Consider the following 20,043-nt stretch of genomic DNA (forward strand, 5'->3'; position numbering starts at 1 on the left):
GATATGTTTCTTGAGGTCTCCCAACTCGAAGTGCGCTACGCAGGCCGCGCACAGGCCGCCGTGCACGGCGTCACGCTCAGCCTGAAAGCGGGTGACATCGGCGTGCTGATTGGCCCCTCCGGCTGCGGCAAGACGACCCTGCTGCGCGCCGTGGCCGGGCTGGAGCCCGTGACGGGCGGCGAGATCCGCCTGACCAAAAGCGTGGTCAGCAGCGCCACCCTGAGCGTACCGCCCGAGCTGCGTCGCATCGGCATGGTGTTCCAGGACTACGCGCTGTTCCCGCACCTGTCGGTGGGCCGCAATGTAGCGTTTGGCATCCACCAGCTGCCCCGGGCCGAGCAGGCCGCGCGGGTGGCCGAGGTGCTGAAGCTTGTGGGGCTGGAAGGCAGCGAGCACCGCTACCCGCACGAACTCTCTGGCGGCCAGCAACAGCGTGTGGCACTGGCCCGCGCGCTGGCGCCGCGCCCGCAACTCATGCTGCTGGACGAGCCGTTCTCCAACCTCGACGTGGACCTGCGCGAGCGCCTGGCGCACGAGGTGCGCGGCATCCTGAAAGCCGCTGGTGCCACGGCCCTGTTCGTCACCCACGACCAGTTCGAGGCCTTTGCGATTGGCGATGTGATTGGCGTGATTAACGATGGCCACCTGCACCAATGGGACGACGCGTACACCCTGTACCACCGCCCCGCCACGCGGTTTGTGGCGGACTTCATCGGCCACGGCGTGTTTGCGCCGGCCACGCTGGTGCAGCGCGGCAACAACGTGGTGGCCCAAACCCCCTTGGGCGACCTGACCGACCTGGACGAGTGCCCTCTGCCCAGCAGCTACCCCGCTGGGGAATGTGATGTGCTGCTGCGCGCCGACGACATCGTGCACGACGACCATGCGCCCGTGCAGGCACAGATCGTGCGCAAGTCGTTCAGGGGCTCGGAGTTTCTGTACACCCTGCGCCTGGCCAGCGGCCACACAGTGCTGGCCCATGTGCCCAGCCACCACGACCACGCGCTGGGCGAGTGGATCGGCATCCGCGCCCAGGTGGACCACGTGGTGACGTTTCCGCGTGGCTGAGACCACTATGGGGTCAAAATCGGCCGGATGCGCTAGTCGAGCATGCCCGAGCAGCTATTAAATCGATAGCAAATACCCTTCAGCTCAGGACTTGCCCTTGCGCTGCAGTCCTTCCAGGCCGTTCAGGTCCACCTGCGACATCAGGCCCCGAAGCTCTTTCACGCCGATCTTGTCGCCTTCGATGCTGACCACCAGGCCGTTCTTCAGGATGGTCTTGAACTCGGCGTGGCTGCCGTCCTTGTCGTAGCGCTGGTGCAGCGTGCGACCACCTTCCTGCCAGGTCTTTTCGGCGCTGGTCTGGTCTTCCTTCTCGCCCTGCACCATGCCCATGGCCATCACCGCCATCTGCCCGAGGCCACCCACATCCACGATCTCCAGGCGCAGCTGCTTGTCGTCGTTGCCGTATTGCGCACTGGCCTGGCTGGTGGGCAAGCCCAGGGCGGCACCGTCCTGCACATCAAAACCCGTGCGGGGCAGGCCTGCCAGCTTCTCCGGCAGTGCCGCCTTGAGCGACTGGGCCGCGATGGCCTGCCCCCCACCCAGCACACCGGCCGCAGCCTTGGCGGCATCGCCCGTGGCGGCGGCGATGGCGGCCGGGTCCTGGCTCTTCTGGGCCTCTTCCATCTTGCGGGCGGCTTCTTCCATCTTCTTGCCTGCGGCTTCGAGACCTGCGGTGTCGATGGAGACCTTGCCGCCGGGCGTGTTCATGGTGATGGCAGGGGCGTCGGCGCCGCCAAACAGCGCACCGCTGCGCGGCATGAACAGCGCGCTGACGGCTCCGATGACCACACCCATCACGATGGCCGCAATGATGACCACCACTGTGTAGCCCACCGACTTTTCAGGCGCACTGCGCATGAGCACCGGCAGGCCGGTGTAGAGCAGGTAGATGGAATACGCCGCCGCCAACAGGCCCAGCATGGCCAGCGAGGGCAGCAGGCTGAAGATGCCGCCCAGCAGGGCAGCCGTGCTGGCGTACACCGCCACCTTCTGTGCCTGGATGGCGTTCTTTTGCCCGCCGAAGGTGGGCGCCAGCGCATCGATGATGAAACCGAGCACCAGCAGGCCCACCAGGCTCAGCCCATACGACACGACCATGTTCACCAACCCGGACACAAACGGCACGCGGATGGTGACGCCAAAGCCGCCAAAACCGATCAGCGACATGCCGATGAAACCGCAGACCGCCGGGATGGCGGCCAGGATCATGGCGTAGCTGGTGAACAGGGTGGCGGTGTCGGTAGCCTCCGTGTCGATGGTGGCCCAGGCCTCCTTGGGTTGCAGAAGAATGCTTTTGGCGCGTTCAATCAGGTTCATGGTGCCCTCCCGGCAGTGTGCAAAGGCCTGCGATGACCCGCAGGCAAACGGAAAGCGCGGACGATACGGGACATTGCACCGGGCAGACCACCCGCGCCATCGCCTGCACGACCCAAAGCGTGGAATATGCACGCTTTTGCCGCACAAAGACGGCTTTTTGGGAACCTAGCGCAGGACCCGAAGCCTGCGAGCGTTCTCAGGCTTTGCGCAGCTTGTCGACGGTGTCGTGCAGGTGCTGCGTCCAGGTGCGGCGGTCGCGCTCGCCCGCCAGCTCGGGCGTGCCGTAGTGCACCACGGCTTCGATGGGCGGGGCGCTGAGCGTGCGCCAGATCGAGCCCACGAGGGTTTCATCGCCGATGTAGCTGGGTGCGAAGCTGGTGGCGCCGGTGGCCTTGTCGGCAAAGCGTAGCCCCACGGGCTGCACCGGTGCCTGCGCGGCCACGGCGGCCTGCAACAGGTTGGCGTGGAAGGGCAGCATCTCGCGCCCGTCACCCGTGGTGCCCTCGGGGAACACGGCCAGCACTTCGCCACGCTCCAGCGCCTCTTGCATGGACCGAACCATGCGCAGCGCATCGCGGCGCGAGCTGCGCTCGATGTAGAGCGTGCCAGCGGCCGTGGCCAGGGTGCCGATCAGCGGCCAGGCCTGCACGTCGGATTTGGAGACAAAACGGCAGTGCCGTGAGGCGTGCATCACCGGGATGTCGAGCCACGAGATGTGGTTGGCCACCAGCATCACCGGGCCGGTGACCGGGGGCCGCCCGAGGATGCGCAGGCTGATGCCCGCATGGGCCAGCAGCTCCATCGACCACACCTGCACGCGGGCGTGTTGCTGTTCCGGCGACAGCGACGGAAACCGCAGCGCCACGATCCACAGGCCCTTGGCAATATGGCCCAGCAGCCGCAAGAGGCGCCAGCTGGCGCGCAGGAACTTCACGGCTGGGCCTTATCGCGTTGAGTCGTCTCAGCTGCGGTCGAAAGCGACCTGTCCGCCCACCAGGGTCATGCGCACACGGCCGGGCAGCTCGTAGCCCGAGAACGGCGTGTGTTTGCCCTGGCTGGCGAGCGCGTCGTCCTGCACCGTCCAGGCGGCCTGCGGGTCGAAGATGCAGAGGTCACCCACGCCGCCTTCCACGATCTGGCCCACGCTGGCCTGCAAGGTGCCCAGCGCGTTGCCCAGCACGCGTGCGGGCTCGGCGGTGACCACGGCCAGCGCGCGCTGCAAGGGCACGCCGCTGTCCTGCGACCACTTGAGTGCCAGCGACAGCAGCAGCTCCAGGCCCGTGGCGCCGGGTTCGGCCTCGGCGAACGGCAGGGTCTTGGCGTCTTCATCCACCGGGGTGTGGTCGGACACCAGCGCATCGATGGTGCCATCGAGCAGCGCCGCGCTCAGGGCGTCGCGGTCGCGCTGCTGGCGCAACGGCGGCGTCAGGCGCGCGCGGCTGTCAAAGAAGCCGATGTCGTTCTCGGTGAGGTGCAGCGAGTTCATGCTGACGTCGGCCGTGACTTTCAGGCCATCGGCCTTGGCGCGGCGCACCAGATCAACACCCGCAGCGCTGCTGAGGCGGCACAGGTGCACGCGCGCGCCGGTGGTCTTGAGCAGTTCAAAAATGGTGTGCAGCGCAATGGTCTCGGCGGCCACGGGCACGCCCGACAGGCCCAGCCGCGTGGCCAGCGCACCGCTGGCGGCCACGCCCTTGCCCAGGTGCATCTCTTGCGGGCGCAGCCACACCGTGTAGCCGAAGGTGGCGGCGTACTGCAGCGCGCGCTGCAGCACCTGGGTGCTGGCCAGCGGCACCTCGGCCTGGCCAAAGCCCACGCAGCCGGACTCGGTCAACTCGGCCATCTCGGTCAGCACCTCGCCGGCCAAACCGCGCGTGAGCGCGCCCAGCGGGAACAGGCGCGACTGGTGCAGCTTCTCGGCGCGGAACTTGAGCATCTCCACCAGGCCGGGTTCGTCGAGCACGGGGTCGGTGTCGGGCGGGCAGACCAGGCTGGTCACGCCACCGGCCACAGCGGCAGCCATTTCGGATTCGAGCATGCCTTCGTGCTCGTGGCCGGGCTCGCGCAGCCGCGCGGCCAGGTCCACCAGGCCGGGCAGCACGATGCAGCCTGCAGCGTTGATGGTGCGGTTGGGTGCAAAGTCAGGAGGCACCCGGTTGACGCCCACGATGCGGCCTGCCGCCAGCGCGATGTCGCAGGTCTGGTCAAGGCCCGAGGCGGGGTCGATCACACGGCCGTTCTGGATCAGTATCTTCATGATTTCAAGCCAAATAGGCCGATAGCGCCAGTGATATATGCGCTAGCAGCTATTAAAACAGGAGCATTCACCCGACGGGTCACGCTTCATTCCCTGCGACGATGGACATCACCGCCATGCGCACCGCGATGCCGAAGGTCACCTGCGGCAGGATCACGCTCTGCTTGCCATCGACCACGGCGGAGTCGATTTCCACGCCGCGGTTGATGGGGCCGGGGTGCATGACGATGGCATCGGGCTTGGCCAGTTGCAGCTTTTCCTGCGTGAGACCGAAGCTCTTGAAATACTCCTGGCTGGACGGCAGCAGCGCGCCGCTCATGCGCTCGTTCTGCAGGCGCAGCATGATGACCACGTCGGCATCCTTGATGCCCTCTTCGAGCGTGTGGCACACGCGCACGCCCATCTGCGCCATGTCAGATGGCACCAGCGTGCGCGGGCCCACCACACGCACTTCGGCGCAGCCCAAGGTGGTCAGGCCGTGGATGTCCGAGCGCGCCACGCGCGAGTGCAGCACGTCGCCCACGATGGCCACCGTGAGGTTGCTGAAGTCCTTCTTGTAGTGGCGGATGGTGTACATGTCCAGCAGCCCCTGCGTGGGGTGGGCATGGCGACCGTCGCCGGCATTGATCACGTGCACATGGGGCGCCACATGCTGGGCGATGAGGTAGGGCGCGCCCGACTCGCTGTGCCGCACCACGAACAGGTCGGCGGCCATCGCGCTCAGGTTGGCGATGGTGTCGAGCAGCGATTCGCCCTTGCTGGCCGAGCTGCGCGCGATGTCCAGGTTGATCACGTCGGCCGACAGGCGCTTGGCGGCGATCTCGAAGGTGGTGCGGGTGCGCGTGCTGTTCTCGAAGAACAGATTGAACACGCTCTTGCCGCGCAGCAGGGGCACCTTCTTGACTTCGCGGTCGTTCACGCTCACGAAGTTGGCGGCCGTGTCGAGGATGTGCGTGACGATGTCGCGCGGCAGGCCCTCGATGGACAGCAGGTGGATCAGCTCGCCGTTCTTGTTGAGTTGGGGGTTGCGCTTGTGCAGCACGGTCGGGCCTCTTTAGTCTTTGTCCTGGACTTGGAATTGGAAGGTGCCGCTGTCGCCCCGCGCCAGGGCCAGCGACTGGGCGGTTGGCAGAGCCACGCGTGCGGCGGCAAAGTCGGCCTGCACGGGCAGTTCGCGCCCACCCCGGTCCACCAGCACGGCCAGGCGCACGCTGGCGGGGCGGCCGTAGTCGAACAGCTCGTTGAGCACGGCGCGGATGGTGCGGCCGGTGTAGAGCACGTCGTCGAGCACCAGCACGTCGGCGCCGTTCACATCAAACGGCAGAGCGGTCTGTGCGCTGGCCGACAGGCCGCGCTGCGCAAAGTCATCGCGGTGCATCACCGACGAGAGCACGCCTGCGGGCCCTTCCAGGCCCAGGTCTTTTTGCAGGCGCTCGGCCAGCCAGGCACCGCCCGAGGCAATGCCCGCCAGGCGCGTGGTGGGGGTGAGCATGCTGCGCACGCCGCGCAGCAGCTCGCGGTACAGCGCCTCGGCGTCTAGCACCAGGCTGCCGGACATTCCGGGGGATGGGGTGGTCATGGAAGATTCCTCAAAAACTGTTCCAGGATGATGCAGGCCGAGGCCGCGTCGGCATCCTTGGCGCCACCGGCGATGGCTTCGGTGGTGCTGTAGCGCTCGTCCACCTCAAACACCTGCAGACCAAAGCGGCCACGCAACTGGCGCCCGAACTTGAGCGCACGTGCGGTGTTTTCGTGGGCTGCGCCGTCCGGGTGGTAAGGCACGCCGATCACCAAAGCGTCAGGCTGCCATTCCTTGATGCGCTCGGCCACCTGGGCAAAACGGGCGTCGCCCTCGGCCTGGATGGTGCGCTGGGGCGTGGCGCTCTTGAGCATGCGGTTGCCCGAGGCCACGCCCGTGCGCTTGAGGCCAAAGTCAAAAGCAAGAAAGGTCTGGAAATGCGCAGGAACGGCTGGCGGCTGGATCGACTGAACGGGCACGCCGGTCATGCGTGCCCCGCCTCGGGCGACAGCATCCAGGCCTGCAGGCCCAGAAGCGACAGGGCCCGGTCGTACCGCTCGGGCACGGGCGTGTCGAAGATCACCGACAGATCGGCGGCCACCGTGAGCCAGGCGTTCTCGGCAAGCTCAGACTCCAACTGACCCTCGCCCCAGGACGAATACCCCAGCGTGATGAGCACGCGGCGGGGACCTGCGCCAGTGGAAAGGGCTTCGAGCACGTCCTTGGAGGTGGTCATCTCCAGGCCACCGGGGATGGTCATGGTGGAGGCGTAGGCCGACTCGTCGGTTTCCCCCTTGTCCATGAGCATGGGTTCGTGCAACACAAAACCGCGCTCGGTCTGCACCGGGCCACCCTGGAAAACGGGCTCTTTGGTGAGGTCCTCACGGCGCAGAGACAGGTCCACCTTGTCGAACAGGCCCTTGAGGGTGATATCGGTGGGCTTGTTGATGATGAGGCCGAGCGCACCGCGCTCGCTGTGCTCGCACAGATAGACAACGCTGCGCGCAAAAGACTCATCTTCCAGGCCGGGCATCGCGATCAGGAAATGATGCGTCAGGTTGATGGGCGCAGAATCGAAAGACATCTCGCAATTTTAACGGTGAACATGCCCCCCTCCCCCGAGCCCCGCTACCCCCGCGGCCTGGTCTGGTTCCGCCGCGACCTGCGCGCCCACGACCAGGCCGCCCTGTACCACGCGCTGACGCGCTGCGAGCAGGTGTTTTGCGCCTTTGTCTTTGACAAGGACATCCTCGACGCCTTGCCCCGCGCAGACCGGCGGGTGGAGTTCATCCGCGAGTCGCTGGTGGAGCTGGATGACACGCTGCGCGCGCTTTCGGGGCAGGAAAGGGGCGGCCTCATCGTGTGGCACGCGGTGGCCAGCGACGCCATTCCGGCCCTGGCCAGCGCCCTGGACGTGCAGGCTGTCTTTGCCAACCACGACGATGAACCCCAGGCGCTGGACCGCGACCGCCTGGTACGCACGTGCCTGGCGGCCGCCGGCAAGGCCTTTCACACCTTCAAGGACCATACCCTGCTGGAACGCAGTGAGGTGCTGACGCAGACCGGCAACCCGTACAGCGTGTTCACGCCGTACAAAAATGCGTGGCTCAAGAAGATCGACGCGTTCCAGCTCAAGAGCTATCCGGTGGAGCGCCACGCCCACCATCTGGCAGCGCGCCCCGAGGCCCATTGCCAGCCCGTGCCCACCTTGCAGGACCTCGGGTTTGAGCCCACAGCGCTGTCCCAGCTGCGCCTGCCCACGGGCGCTCAGGGCGCACAGCAGCTGTTCGACGATTTTCTGGGCCGCATCGAGCGGTATGAGGACACGCGCAACTTTCCAGCGGTGAAAGGGCCCAGCTACCTGAGCGTGCACCTGCGTTTTGGCACCATCTCGCCGCGCTTGCTGGCACGCACGGCGCACCGCCTGATGCTGGAGGGCAACCCCGGCGCCACGACCTGGCTCAGCGAACTGGTCTGGCGGGACTTCTACTTCCAGATCCTGCACCACCACCCGCATGTGGTGGGCCAGAGCTTCAAGCCGGCCTACGACGCCATCGCCTGGGAGACCGGCCCCGAAGCCGATGCCCTGTTTGCCGCTTGGTGCGAGGGCCGCACCGGCTACCCGCTGGTGGATGCCGCCATGGCGCAGATCAACCAGACGGGCTACATGCACAACCGCCTGCGCATGGTGGTGGCCAGCTTTCTGGTGAAAGACCTGGGCATCGACTGGCGGCGCGGCGAGGCCTACTTTGCCACGCACCTCAATGACTTCGACCTGGCCGCCAACAACGGCGGCTGGCAGTGGGCCAGCTCCAGCGGGTGCGATGCCCAGCCCTATTTCCGCATCTTCAACCCGGTGAACCAGAGCGAGAAGTTCGACCCGGAGGGAAAGTTCATCCGCCGCTACCTGCCCCAGCTGGCAGCACTCCCCACCAAGGCGTTGCACGCCCCCTGGCTGGCGCGGCCGCTGGAGCTGCAGGAGGCGGGGGTACGCTTGGGTGACACCTACCCCCTGCCCGTGGTGGAGCACGATGCAGCGCGGCAGCGCACGCTGGAACGCTACGCCGTCGTCAAAACGGCCGGGGGGTAACGCCGCACGCCCTGTTGGCCAGGGCACACGTTGGGTCAGCGATGGACCGTGGGTGGCAGATCGTCTGGCGGGGGTTCCTCCGGCGCCATCTGCATGCCCTCGCCGCCCAGCGAGGCCCCCGCGGCCAGCCGCAGCCGCAAGCGGACATCGGTGCGGTTGTCCGCGTTGGCGATGGCTTCTTCGGGCGATATCGCGCCCGCCTCCACCATGCCCAGCAGCGACTGGTCAAAGCTCCACATGCCCTGCTCGCCGCTGCGGGTGATGGCGGTCTTGAGTTCGTCGATCTGCCCCTTCTGGATCAGCTCGGCCACATAGGGCGTCAGCAGCATGATCTCAGTAGCGGGTACCAGATGGCCCGCAAGCCCCTGGACCAGCCGCTGCGCAATCACGGCGCGCAGGTTGAGCGACAGGTCCATGAGCAGTTGGCGGTGCGCATCCTCGGGGAAGAAATTCACGATGCGCTGCACGGCCTGGTTGGCGTTGTTGGCGTGCAGGGTGGACACACACAGGTGGCCGGATTCGGCGTAGTGCAGCGCATGCTGCATGGTGGCCCGGTCGCGGATCTCGCCAATCATGATCACGTTGGGCGCCTCGCGCATGGCGCGGCGCAGTGCTTCGTCGTACGACAGGGTATCGAGCCCTACCTCGCGTTGCGTCACCAGGGATTTTTTGTGGCTGTGCAGGTATTCGATGGGGTCTTCCACCGTAAGGATGTGCCCGCCGGTGTGCGTGTTGCGATGGTCCAGCAGTGCAGCCAGCGTGGTGGTCTTGCCGGAGCCTGCCGAGCCCACCGTCAACACCAACCCCCCTTTGAGAAACGCCAGCCGCTGGAGCACGGGCGGCAACCCCAGTTCTTCCAGCGTGGGAATCCGCGCAATCACATGGCGAATCACCATGCCGACTTGCCCCCGCTGCATGTGCACATTCACCCGAAAGCGCTCGCCATCGGCGGTCTGCAGCGAGAGGTCACATTCCATCGTGGCCTCAAACTCCTTGCGCTGGGCCTCCCGCAGGATGGAATAGGCCATTTGCCGCACATCGTCGGCTGACAGGACTTGCTGCGCAATGGGGATGAAGGCGCCCTGCCGCTTGATGGTGGGCGCAGCACCGGCCATCAGAAACAGGTCCGAAGCGCGCTCGCGCGCCACCAGGGCCAGGCAAGCCAGCAGCCGGGGATCGGGGGATGGGGATGGTGCCAGCGGGTCCATCACGGAGACGCGGTCCGCCGTATTCATGCACGGGACACGAGCGATGGTGATGAATGAGCACTCCCGACCCAGGCTGACTCGCAGGGTCGGGAGTGGGCCGGCATGGTGTCAGGCCTCGGCCGCTGCGGCGATGCGGGCGTAGTGCTGAATCAGGCTCAGCAGCTCTTCGTCCGAATACGGCTTGCCCAGGTAGTGGTTCACGCCCAGCTCCATCGCATGCTCGCGGTGCTTTTCGGCAATGCGCGAGGTGATCATGATGATGGGCAGATCACGCAAGGCGCCGTCTGCACGGATGTTGCGCGCCAGATCGAAGCCGTCCATGCGCGGCATTTCGATATCGGACAGAACCACCGTCGGGCGCTCTTCCTGCAAGCGCTCCAGCGCCTGCAGGCCATCGGCCGCCAGGGCCACACGGTAGCCTTCGCGCTGCAGCAGGCGCTGCGTCACGCGGCGCACCGTGATGGAGTCGTCCACCACCAGCACCAAAGGCACCTGGCTGGGGCCGGACAACTGCTGGGACACCACGGCTTTGCCCGTGCCTCCGGCAGCGGGGGTGTCGGGTGCTGGCGCCATGTCGGCACTGGCCGCACGCACCTGGTCGCCGTACACCGTGGCCAAGGCCACCGGGTTGTAGATCAATACCACGGCACCCGAGGCCAGCACAGACATGCCCGCCAGACCTGGCAGACGGGACAACTGCGGCCCCAGGTTCTTCACCACGACTTCCTGGTTGCCCAGCACTTCGTCCACGTGCATGGCCACGCGCTGGGCAGCGCTTCGGAAGATCACCACCGGACGGGTCTTGCCCGCTGGCTCGGTGCTGCGGGGGGACGACTGCAGGAGGGCTCCCGACCAGAAGAACGGGATCTTCTCCATGCCGTCGTCAAACACACCGGTGCGATACGCCTCTGCAAGGTCGGGGGCCGAGGTGCGACGGACGATTTCGACCACGTTGGCCGGAACCCCGATCGCCAGATCGCCCGAGCGCAGCATCACCACCTGCGTCACCGCCGTGGTCAACGGCAGCACCATGCGGAACGCAGCGCCCTTACCGGCCTCCGTTGTGGTTTCAATGCGGCCGCCGAGCGCGTTGATTTCGGCACGCACCACGTCCATGCCGATGCCACGACCTGCCAGGCCCGTGACCTCCGAGGCCGTCGAGAAGCCCGGCATGAAGATCAGGTTGGCGGCATCGGCGTCGCTCAGCTCCACGCCGGGTTCCACGATGCCCTGGGACAGGGCCTTTTCGCGGATGCGCGGCAGGTTCAGGCCCGCACCGTCATCACGGAACTCGACCGACACGTCATTGCCTTCGTGGTGCAGGTCCACCGTGATGGTGCCCGACGCCGGCTTGCCAGCCGCCATGCGGACCTCCGGCTCTTCGATGCCGTGGGCCACGCAATTGCGCAGCAAGTGCTCGAAGGCGGGTGTCATGCGGTCCAGCACGCCACGGTCCATTTCAATGGAGCCGCCGGTGATGTCCAGCTTGATCTGTTTGCCGGTTTCCTTGGAGGCCTGGCGCACTACGGCGTACAGGCGTTCGGCAATGCCTTCGAACTCCACCATGCGGGTGCGCAGCAGATCGCGCTGCAGCTCACGCGCCTGGCGGCCCTGAGCGATCAGGTCGTCTTCGGCGCCTTCCATGGCGCGTTGCAGATTGCGCTGCACCGTGGCCACGTCGTTGACCGACTCGGCCATCATGCGGGTCAACTCCTGCACCCGGGTGAAGCGGTCGAACTCCAGCGGATCGAAGCCTGCCGCAGAGTCCTTGGACAGCGCCAGGCGCGACTGCATCTGCGACTCGGCTTGCACCTCGATGTCGCGCAATTGCTGGCGCAAGCGGTCCAGGTTGCCCGACAGATCGGTGAGCGAGCTGCGGAACTGGCCCAGGCGCGCGTCGAGGCGTGAACGGCTGATCATCACCTCGCCCGCCTGGTTGACCAGGCGGTCCAGCAGCTGTGCACGCACGCGCACCGACTGGTTGGCCGCCACGCGCAGGGGCGCCAGTTGCGAGGGTCCTGGCAGGCGCACGGCCGGGGCCGTCATCGCCACCGGCTTGGCAGACGGTGCGGCCACCGACGGGACGGAAGCCTCCGACACATCCTCCACGCTGGCGCGGGCGGCAGGCACGGCTTCCACCGGCAAAGCCACCACACCGTCCGAGGGAGCCTGACCAATGGCACGCAGTGCCTCGAAGTTGGCTTGCAGGCCGTCGAAACTACCTTGCAGCGGCTCGATCTGGTCGGCCGTGACGGTCTCTGCGTCCAGTTGTTCGATCGCAGATTCCAGCCGATGGGCCATTTCGCCCAGGCGCATCGCACCGGCCAGTCGTGAACTGCCCTTGAGCGTATGCAGGGCTCGCAACACTTCGCTGCGGGCGCTGAGGTTGTCGGGGCGCGAGGCCCACTGGCGCAGCGCACCACCCAGCTGGGGCAGCAACTCGGCCGCCTCTTCTTCGAAGATGGGGAACAGGTCAGGGTCGATGACGTCGATCGCATCGATGTCGTCGTCCGCGTCCGGGATCGAGGCAATGGCGTGCGCGATGGCATCGTCAATGTGCTGATCATGGTCGTGGATGACCGCAGACAGCGCGGGGGCCACATGGCCCACGGCAGGTGCGGACACGGGCTCGGGCACGGCAGGTGCAGCTGGCTCTGGCTCGGCATCCGCGACGGGCGCCTTCGCCACCGGCTCTGGTGCCAATTCGGCAGCGGCAGCTTCGGACGCTTCCTGCTCGGCGGCGTCGAGGTAGGCCTGCGCATCCTCTTCGGGCGGAGACTGGGTGCTGACCACCTCGGTTTCCAGAATCTGGCGCAGCTGGGCCAGCACTTCCGGGCTGGGCTCTTTGAGGAACCCGGCAGCAAACTGGTGCAGCAGGCGACGGATGTCTTCCGCCGCTGCCATGAAGGCGGCCGCCTGTTCCTCGGTGCCCCCCGACTGCAATTGCACATGCTGCAGCGTGTGCTCCAGCACGCGGGCCATTTCGGACAACGCGGTGAAGCCTACCGTGGCCGAACTGCCGGCCAGCGAGTGCGATAAGGCCACGGCCGTGTCAGGCAGCGGCTCGTGCAGCTCCAGCGCCCATTCCTGCAAGCAGGTCACCAGGCGACGAGACCATTCATCGGCCTCATTCAGGTACACGTTGTAGAGCGGGATGCCGATGCGCAGCGTGTCGATGACCTTGACGGCATCGTCGCTGCCGCCTTCTTCCTGCGGCAGGGCATCGAGCAGATTCGCCACGTCTTGCGCGGACTCTGCTTCAGCGAGGTCGTCTGGCAAGGCTTCGGGACTTGCCTCGGCAACGTCCTCGGGGGCAGGTGCCTGCAGTGCAGCAGCCTCGGCCGACTCGGCCTCCAGCAGCTTCTCCAGCTCGGCCACATCCAGCGCTTCCAACCCGTCCGAAGGAACGCTGGCCTCCGTGACCACCCCGGTTTCCGGTTCGGGCACGTCGAGCACCAGGTCTGCCGGTAGCAGGAAGTCGTCGCCCAGAGTGTCTGCGGGGACTTCCAGCGGCGCGTCGACGGGCTCTGCGTGAGCCATTGCTGGCGCCAGCGTCTCGGCCGACACAGGTTCCAGATCGGGCAGCTCCAGGTCGAGCACGAAGTCTGCGCTGGACGGATCCACCGCCGGTGCAGGTTCAGAAGCGGACTCGTTGAGTGCTGCGGTGAACACGGAGAAGTCGATCTCCTCGGCCACCTCTGGCGCAGCGCTGGCGACTTCCGCAGGTTGTTCGGGCACATGGTCCGAGATCTCGGTGGCCTGGAAGTCCGGTACCGCCAGTTCGTCTTCGAGCGTCTCGACAGGGAGGGCCAGCGCCGCCATGGTCGGCTCCGGTGCGGGCTCCTCTGCGACGTCTGCCACTGCCGAGTCCAGGACGGGCTTCAGGGCGGCAGCGCCACCCGAGGCCATGGCCAGCGGCACCAGTGTGCCGTCCAGACGCATGGCGTCGGCGGATCGGCGGAAAGACTCGGGGTCCCAGCCCGTCGCCCGGCCTGCAGCGATGTCATCGGCCCAGCTGCTGAAGGCATGCAGGGCGTCGGTCGACAGCTGCAGCAGGCTCGGCTGCATGGGCTTTTGTTCGGCGAGCCAGACGTTGAGCACCTGCTCCATCGACCAGGCGGATTCGCCAAAGTCGTTCAGCCCCACCATGCGCGAACTGCCCTTGAGCGTATGGAACGCACGGCGCAGTGTGGTCTGCTCGCTCAGGTCACCGGGTTCTCCCCGCAGCTGCTCGATGGCAGCCAGACCGTTCACCACCACTTCGCGCGCCTCTTCGAGGAACACGTCGAGCAGTTCGTCTTCCACATCGGGCACTGCGGCGGGCGCAGCGGCGGGCACCGGGGACGCCGCCTCGGCTGGCGCAGGGGCCACCACGGCAGGGGCCGACACGTCAAAAGAAATGTCCGGGGCCAGGCCGGCGGGCTCAGCCGCCACGCCAGCATCGGCCGCAGGGGCCGATTCAAAATCAGGGAACGGCGCAAAGTCCGTGGGCTCGCTAGCAGGCTCCTGCACAGGGAACCGTGGAATCACGTCAGGCACCACGGTGGCTGAGCGCTCTTCCAGCTTCGCAGGCGCTTCTTCCACCGCATCGGAGGCGCGCGCACGGGTCTTGCCCATGAGAATGCGCAGTTCACCCAGCTCTTCGTCGTACACGAAGAGCTTGCGCGCCATGGTGCGCTGGTAGCTCAGCATGTCGATCAGGAAGCCCAAGGCTCCCAGGCTGTTGCCCAGCTTTTCAAACGCTCCCTGGCGTTCTTCTTCGGGCACCTCGTTGATCAGCAGACGCTCCACCGTGTCGCGCATGCGAACCACGGCCAGCGACGCCTGGTCCAACCCCAGCACCGACAGCACGCCACGCATTTGCGCGAGATGTCCTGGCACGGTCGCCAGCACACCGGTGTCCTTGGGGTTTCGGAAAAACTGGTCCATGGCCTTTTCGGCCTCGCCCAGGGTCACGCGGAGTTCATCGACCACGCTGCCCATGGTCTGGTTGTCGCTGACCCGGCGGTACAGCTCTTCCATCCATTGTTCGAGCGGTTCGGGTTCGGCGCCCGCCGTGACCGCGTCCAGACGCTCTGCGAGACGGCTGGCGCGGGCTTCCATCTGCTCGTCCGCGGTGTCCAGCTCTTCAAAAGCCGCTTGCAAGTACAGCACCGAGGTAGCCACTTCCATCGCCAACGCGGGCGATGGAGGCTCACCCGATCGGGTGGTGGAATCGAGGGCACGCGTCAGCGCCTGCGCCAGGTTCTCGCTACCGGGATGGAGTTTGCGCAGCGAATCGCACACCAAACTGAACTGGTCTGCCGCTGGCTTGAGTTTGTTGCGGTCACCGCCCGCCAGGGCGGACCAGGTTTCCGTGGCCGAAGCAATGCGCTTGCGCGCCTGGGCCAACACCGCCGGGTCAAAACGGCCAAAGCGGGCGGTCTCGTAGTCCACCGGCTTGAAGCGGTCCAACGCAAAAGCCTGGCGAACCGCCCGCAGCGAGGGCGCAGCGTCATCCGGGAGATCTGCCACCCGCGCCTGCGAGCAGAAGAACAGCAGGTCCTGCACCAGCCGGTCGGCAATCGTTGGATCGCCCTTGGCCAGGGTGGCGTACTGCATGAGCACACGAGACGCCACGCGCTTGACGTACACATCCGGCGGCAACTGCCCTGAGCCAAAGGCGTCGAAGAAGCCCGCGCAGATTTTCCAGAACGCGCGCGCTTGCCGGTCCGTCTGGGCAGCCACAAAGCCCAGGCAGGTGTCGCGCAAGCTGAGGGCTGCCTTCAGGTCCCCCGACTTGACGATGCGCAGCACCGCGGCATCCAGCCGCGCACGCGCCTCGGGACCATAAGGCAATGGAGGCAGCGACACCGCGCCTTCAGGTTCTCGGAAACGGCGTTCCACCGGCCACAGATCCGCAGGGTGAACACGATCAGCACCCGCCAGGGCCTGCGCATCGCGGTATTGCGGAAACAGCGCCACGGGCGACACAGCTTTGCCGGCCAGCACGGTTTCCAGGTATTCGATCAGTGCAAAACTGGCACGCTCGATGACGGCGGCAGCGTCATCGCTGCAGGTCTCGGGGCGCTGAACAAATTTCTGCACCGCCGATTCCATGGACCGCAGCACCAGTGCGGGCGGGCCCATGCCCACCATTTCCAGCGCACCGCAGGCCTGGTGCAATTGCTGGCGCGCAATGCGAAGGGGGCCAGCGTCCAGCGCCGCCAGATCGGACTCGCGTGCTACCTCAGCATCACGCACAAAGCGCCGCATTGCCTTGACGGCGCCGTCCAGCGATTTGCGCAGCTCGTCAAGCACCCAAGCCAAAGGACCCAGGTCCTGATCTCCCTGGGTCCCGTCGGCGGCCGGTGCATTGTTGACATCAATAGATGACATGGATTCGTCCCCGGCTGCAATGAGCCAGCTGGTTGATGACTAACTGCTGCGTCAGGCGATCTTGAACCGTGCCACCGATTGGCGCAGTTCTTCGGCCATGTGCGAAAGCTCGCGCACCTGCTGCGCAGTCGTGCGGGTACCTTCACCCGTCTGTTCGGTCACCGCAAAAATGTGCTGGATGTTGTCGGCCACTTCGTTGGCCAGAACAGCTTCCCGGGAAGTCGAAGACGAAATCTGCTCAATCAGTTCAGCCAGACGGCGCGACACGCGGTCGATTTCGGTCAGTGCGGTACCGGCGCTGTCGGACAGCCGAGCCCCTTCCACCACACCCTGTGTGGAGCGCTCCATAGCGGCCACGGCGTCCTGGGTGTCGGTCTGAATGGCTTTCACCAGCGCCGAAATCTGGCGCGTAGCGTCTGCGGAGCGTTCAGCAAGGCGCTGCACTTCTTCCGCCACCACCGAGAAGCCGCGACCGGCTTCACCGGCAGACGCGGCCTGAATGGCGGCGTTCAGAGCCAGCACGTTCGTCTGCTCGGTAATGTCAGAAATCAGCTCGGTGATTTCACCGATCTCCTGCGACGATTCGCCCAGGCGCTTGATCCGCTTGGAAGTGTCCTGGATCTGGTCGCGGATGGAGTTCATACCGCCGATGGCGTTCTGCACGGCCTGCAGACCCGAGTCCGCAGCTTGCAGCGACTGACGGGCCACCGTAGCGGACTCTTGCGCCTGTGTGGACACCTCATTGATTCGGGTCGCCATGTCCAGAACGGAGCGGCCGGTTTCGCGAATTTCGCGCAGCTGCTCGGTCGATGCCGCCAGCAGTTCGGTCGAGGTGTTGTCCACCTGAGCGGTCGTCTGCGCCACGCGGGTCGCCGTGTTCTGCACGCTGCCCACCAGCTGGCGCAACTCTTCCACCGTGTAGTTCACCGAGTCGGCAATAGCGCCGGTGATGTCTTCCGTCACCGTGGCTTCTTGCGTCAAGTCACCTTCAGCAACCGACTGCAGTTCGTTCATCAAACGCAAAATGGCGGCCTGGTTGGCGTCGTTCACGCGCTTGGCTTCCTGCTCCTGGCGCTTGGCGTCGCGTTGCTGGTTTTCAGCAGCTGCCTGACGGCCACGGCTGTCCAGCAGCTGAACGCGCGAAATACCGATACCGCACAGCAGCACGAACAAGCCCGCCAGCGCCAGAGCAGCGAACTGGCCTGCGCCCAGACCGGTCTGGGCGGACAGCTTGCTCTGCAGGCCTTCCAGCTGGCGGCGCAGGGGTTCGCTGTCGGCAATGATGGCGGACTGCGCTTCACGGGCAGACACCAGACCTTGCAGGTTGCCCAGAATGGCGCTGGCCTGGGTACGGGTCTGTTCGTACAGTTTGATCAGCGCTTCCAATTGCTCGCGGGTCTGCGCGTCCTTGGTGGCCGACAGGCGCAACTCGGGGCTGCCTTCCAGCAGGCCTTGTGCAATTTCCTTGAAGGAGTTCAAGTCCTTGCCCAGCAGGAACACGGCCTCGGGGCTCACGCCTTCCATGGTCTGGAACTCGTTGGCAGACTTACCGATACGCTGGGTCAACATCACCAGCTGGCCTGCGGCAGAGATTTCGGCCGCAGGAGCGTTTTGCTGCAGCTTGAGCGAAGACACCGTTTCAGCGATTTCCAGCAGATCGGACGACTGGCGGTTGATGGTGCGCAGAGCGTCACCCACCTGCGTCAGAATCTTTTGCTGGCCCATCACCACGCTGGCATTGCGCTCTGCGCGCTCCATCAGGGGGTTGACGGCATCCAGATCGGGCTTGAAGGGTTCGCCCAGCGACTGCACACCCAGCTCGTTGTCACCCGCATTCAGGGCGCGCACGTTGCGGGCCAACACGCCCGAGCTTTCCACCACGTCCGGGAAGGCCTGCGGGCTACCCACCAGCGCCTGCGACACCGACTTGGCGAGACGTTGCGACTGCATCAGCGACTGGCCGGTAGCCGCCAGTTGCTGCGCGGAACGGTCGGCCTGCTGCAGCACCCAACCGGCGATCAGTGCCAGCACCACCACCCCTACGGCCAGCAAGGCCAGCAGTCGGCGCTGATGGCCCGCGGCAGTCGAGCGGCCTAGCAAGGGCAGGCTGATGAGGTCTTCTTCCGCTTCGGGCGCGGTCAGTTCGGGCGTGTAGCCGTCGGGATCGCCCTGGACGCTGTTCATGGCTTCGGCCTGGTAAGAGTCGCGCAGTTGCGAGCCATCCAGGGCTCCCGTGGCCAGGAGGTCCTGCCCATCGTCGGTCGCGCCGGTGGCTGCGCCGGTATCAGGCGTGGCGGGTTTCCGGTTGAACAGTTTTCCAAATTGATTGACGACGGACATGGTGCAGCCTTACAGAAAAACTCAAGCACTGATGCTCAGGAAAGCGGGATGTTGGGACAGGATCTGCAAGTTCAGCTCCTGCCAGCGTGTGCCACTGGAATCGGTATAGGTGGTGCCGAAGAAGCTGGGCGAATCCTCGGCCGGCGGTTCGGACGACACAAACGCATCCGTGCCGCGCAGCCCGGCCAAGCGGTCCACCAGCAGGGCGGCATTGACGTCGAGCGCGGCATTGAACGCGAGCAGGCTGGCCTCGGACAAGGCTTGCTCGGTGCGGGGTACGGTGGAACCGAGCAAACCCGCCAGGTCCACCACCCCCACCAGACCACCGCGCAGGTTGGCCACGCCCAGAAACCAGCTCTGGGTGTAAGGCACGGCCTGCACCGACACCCAGGGGAAGATCTCCCCGGACTGCCCCAAGGGCAGCAAATAGAAATTCCCGGCGGACTCTACAGCCAGCCAGGAGGACACGGATGTACCTTCGGACCTTGCAGCCTGCAAGCGGCTAGCAAGTCGGGTCTGGAGCTCCCGTAGGGCTTCGCGGTTTGCCATGAGCGCGCCGCTGCCTTAGTTCAGAGCGTCGATTTTGGCCTGCAGCTCTGCGGGGTCCACCGGCTTGGTGATGTAGCCGCGCGCACCTTGGCGCATGCCCCAGACACGGTCGGTTTCCTGGTTCTTGCTGGTGCACATGATGATGGGCACATCAGCGTAAAGGGGGTCGCGGGTAATGGCACGCGTGAGCTGGAATCCATTTTGGCCGGGCATCACCACATCCATCAGGATGAGATCGGGCTTTTCTTCGGCCAGACGGCGAAATGCCTCTTCGGCATTTTCTGCAGTACGGACTTGCATGCCTTTTTTCTGAAGCAGGTCCGTCAAAAACATCAACTCGGTCTTCGAGTCGTCGACGACCAATACTTTCTGAATGGGCATTAGAGGGCTCCTTGTTGGGAATTGCCAAACTGCTGCACGGCCTGCAACAGCTGGTCTTTGGTAAACGGCTTGGTGAGATATTCCTGGCAGCCGACCATACGCCCGCGCGCCTTGTCGAACACACCGTCCTTGGAGGACAGCATGACCACCGGGGTATCCGCAAAACGGGCATTGCGCTTGATGATGGCGCAAGTCTGGTACCCGTCGAGCTTGGGCATGAGGATGTCGCAGAAAATCAGCTGAGGCTGGTAATCGTTGACTTTGGCCAAAGCATCAAAGCCGTCGTCGGCCAACAAGACTTCGTGCCCCCCCTGCTTGAGAAAAATCTCGGCGCTTCGACGGATGGTGTTGCTGTCATCCACCACGAGCACTTTGAAAGATGCGCCTGTTGTAGTCAATTGTCACTGCTCCCGATGGAGAAAATAAACAACGCAGC

The 20,043-nt window shown here is 65.6% G+C and carries 15 protein-coding genes; 2 read left to right on the plus strand and 13 right to left on the minus strand.

Annotated elements, in window-relative coordinates:
• The first annotated feature begins 3 nt into the window (after positions 1 to 3).
• Positions 4 to 1,068, plus strand: coding sequence for an ABC transporter ATP-binding protein (locus tag DNK89_RS11485; protein WP_110960187.1), 1,065 nt, complete (start codon positions 4 to 6; stop codon positions 1,066 to 1,068).
• 84 nt (positions 1,069 to 1,152) lie between these two features.
• On the opposite strand, the gene DNK89_RS11490 is transcribed toward DNK89_RS11485, so the two are convergent.
• The 7 genes from DNK89_RS11490 to DNK89_RS11520 form a co-directional block, all read right to left on the minus strand.
• Positions 1,153 to 2,385: a Yip1 family protein gene (locus DNK89_RS11490; RefSeq protein WP_110960188.1), complete on the minus strand. Its 1,233-nt coding sequence runs from the start codon at positions 2,383 to 2,385 to the stop codon at positions 1,153 to 1,155.
• A 196-nt stretch (positions 2,386 to 2,581) separates the two neighbouring features.
• Complete coding sequence (locus DNK89_RS11495) at positions 2,582 to 3,319, minus strand: 1-acyl-sn-glycerol-3-phosphate acyltransferase (RefSeq protein WP_110960189.1); 738 nt, start codon at positions 3,317 to 3,319, stop codon at positions 2,582 to 2,584.
• Positions 3,320 to 3,346: 27 nt separating this feature from the next.
• Positions 3,347 to 4,642: a dihydroorotase gene (locus DNK89_RS11500; protein ID WP_015015579.1), complete on the minus strand. Its 1,296-nt coding sequence runs from the start codon at positions 4,640 to 4,642 to the stop codon at positions 3,347 to 3,349.
• A gap of 79 nt (positions 4,643 to 4,721) precedes the next feature.
• Positions 4,722 to 5,684, minus strand: a complete 963-nt coding sequence (locus DNK89_RS11505) for an aspartate carbamoyltransferase catalytic subunit (RefSeq protein ID WP_015015580.1) — start codon at positions 5,682 to 5,684, stop codon at positions 4,722 to 4,724.
• Positions 5,685 to 5,696: 12 nt separating this feature from the next.
• A complete protein-coding gene (gene pyrR, locus DNK89_RS11510; RefSeq protein WP_110960190.1) occupies positions 5,697 to 6,221 on the minus strand; it encodes a bifunctional pyr operon transcriptional regulator/uracil phosphoribosyltransferase PyrR in 525 nt (174 codons plus the stop codon).
• Positions 6,218 to 6,649, minus strand: a complete 432-nt coding sequence (gene ruvX / locus DNK89_RS11515; RefSeq protein ID WP_110960191.1) for a Holliday junction resolvase RuvX — start codon at positions 6,647 to 6,649, stop codon at positions 6,218 to 6,220. The genes pyrR and ruvX overlap by 4 nt, the downstream gene beginning before the upstream one ends.
• Positions 6,646 to 7,245 carry a YqgE/AlgH family protein gene (locus DNK89_RS11520; RefSeq protein ID WP_015015583.1) on the minus strand — a complete coding sequence of 200 codons (600 nt, stop codon included), beginning with the start codon at positions 7,243 to 7,245 and terminating at the stop codon, positions 6,646 to 6,648. Before DNK89_RS11520 ends, ruvX begins: the two co-directional genes overlap by 4 nt.
• Before the next feature lie 21 nt (positions 7,246 to 7,266).
• Here DNK89_RS11520 and DNK89_RS11525 point away from each other — a divergent pair, with 21 nt between their 5' ends.
• Positions 7,267 to 8,751 carry a deoxyribodipyrimidine photo-lyase gene (locus DNK89_RS11525; RefSeq protein WP_203422249.1) on the plus strand — a complete coding sequence of 495 codons (1,485 nt, stop codon included), beginning with the start codon at positions 7,267 to 7,269 and terminating at the stop codon, positions 8,749 to 8,751.
• Positions 8,752 to 8,786: 35 nt separating this feature from the next.
• On the opposite strand, the gene DNK89_RS11530 is transcribed toward DNK89_RS11525, so the two are convergent.
• The 6 genes from DNK89_RS11530 to DNK89_RS11555 form a co-directional block, all read right to left on the minus strand.
• Positions 8,787 to 9,959 (minus strand): PilT/PilU family type 4a pilus ATPase, encoded by a 1,173-nt coding sequence (locus DNK89_RS11530; protein WP_110960193.1) that lies wholly within the window; start codon positions 9,957 to 9,959, stop codon positions 8,787 to 8,789.
• Positions 9,960 to 10,067: 108 nt separating this feature from the next.
• Complete coding sequence (locus tag DNK89_RS11535; protein ID WP_110960194.1) at positions 10,068 to 16,337, minus strand: Hpt domain-containing protein; 6,270 nt, start codon at positions 16,335 to 16,337, stop codon at positions 10,068 to 10,070.
• A 51-nt stretch (positions 16,338 to 16,388) separates the two neighbouring features.
• Positions 16,389 to 18,677 carry a methyl-accepting chemotaxis protein gene (locus tag DNK89_RS11540; protein ID WP_056746880.1) on the minus strand — a complete coding sequence of 763 codons (2,289 nt, stop codon included), beginning with the start codon at positions 18,675 to 18,677 and terminating at the stop codon, positions 16,389 to 16,391.
• Between the two features lie 21 nt (positions 18,678 to 18,698).
• Positions 18,699 to 19,226 (minus strand): chemotaxis protein CheW, encoded by a 528-nt coding sequence (locus DNK89_RS11545; protein ID WP_110960195.1) that lies wholly within the window; start codon positions 19,224 to 19,226, stop codon positions 18,699 to 18,701.
• Positions 19,227 to 19,241: 15 nt separating this feature from the next.
• Entirely contained in the window at positions 19,242 to 19,607 is a 366-nt protein-coding gene (locus tag DNK89_RS11550) for a PleD family two-component system response regulator (protein ID WP_005796104.1), read from the minus strand.
• Complete coding sequence (locus DNK89_RS11555) at positions 19,607 to 20,005, minus strand: PleD family two-component system response regulator (protein WP_060984016.1); 399 nt, start codon at positions 20,003 to 20,005, stop codon at positions 19,607 to 19,609. The genes DNK89_RS11550 and DNK89_RS11555 overlap by 1 nt, the downstream gene beginning before the upstream one ends.
• Positions 20,006 to 20,043: the final 38 nt, after the last annotated feature.

The organism is Acidovorax sp. ST3 (assembly GCF_003231145.1).
Classification (GTDB): Bacteria; Pseudomonadota; Gammaproteobacteria; order Burkholderiales; family Burkholderiaceae_C; genus Acidovorax.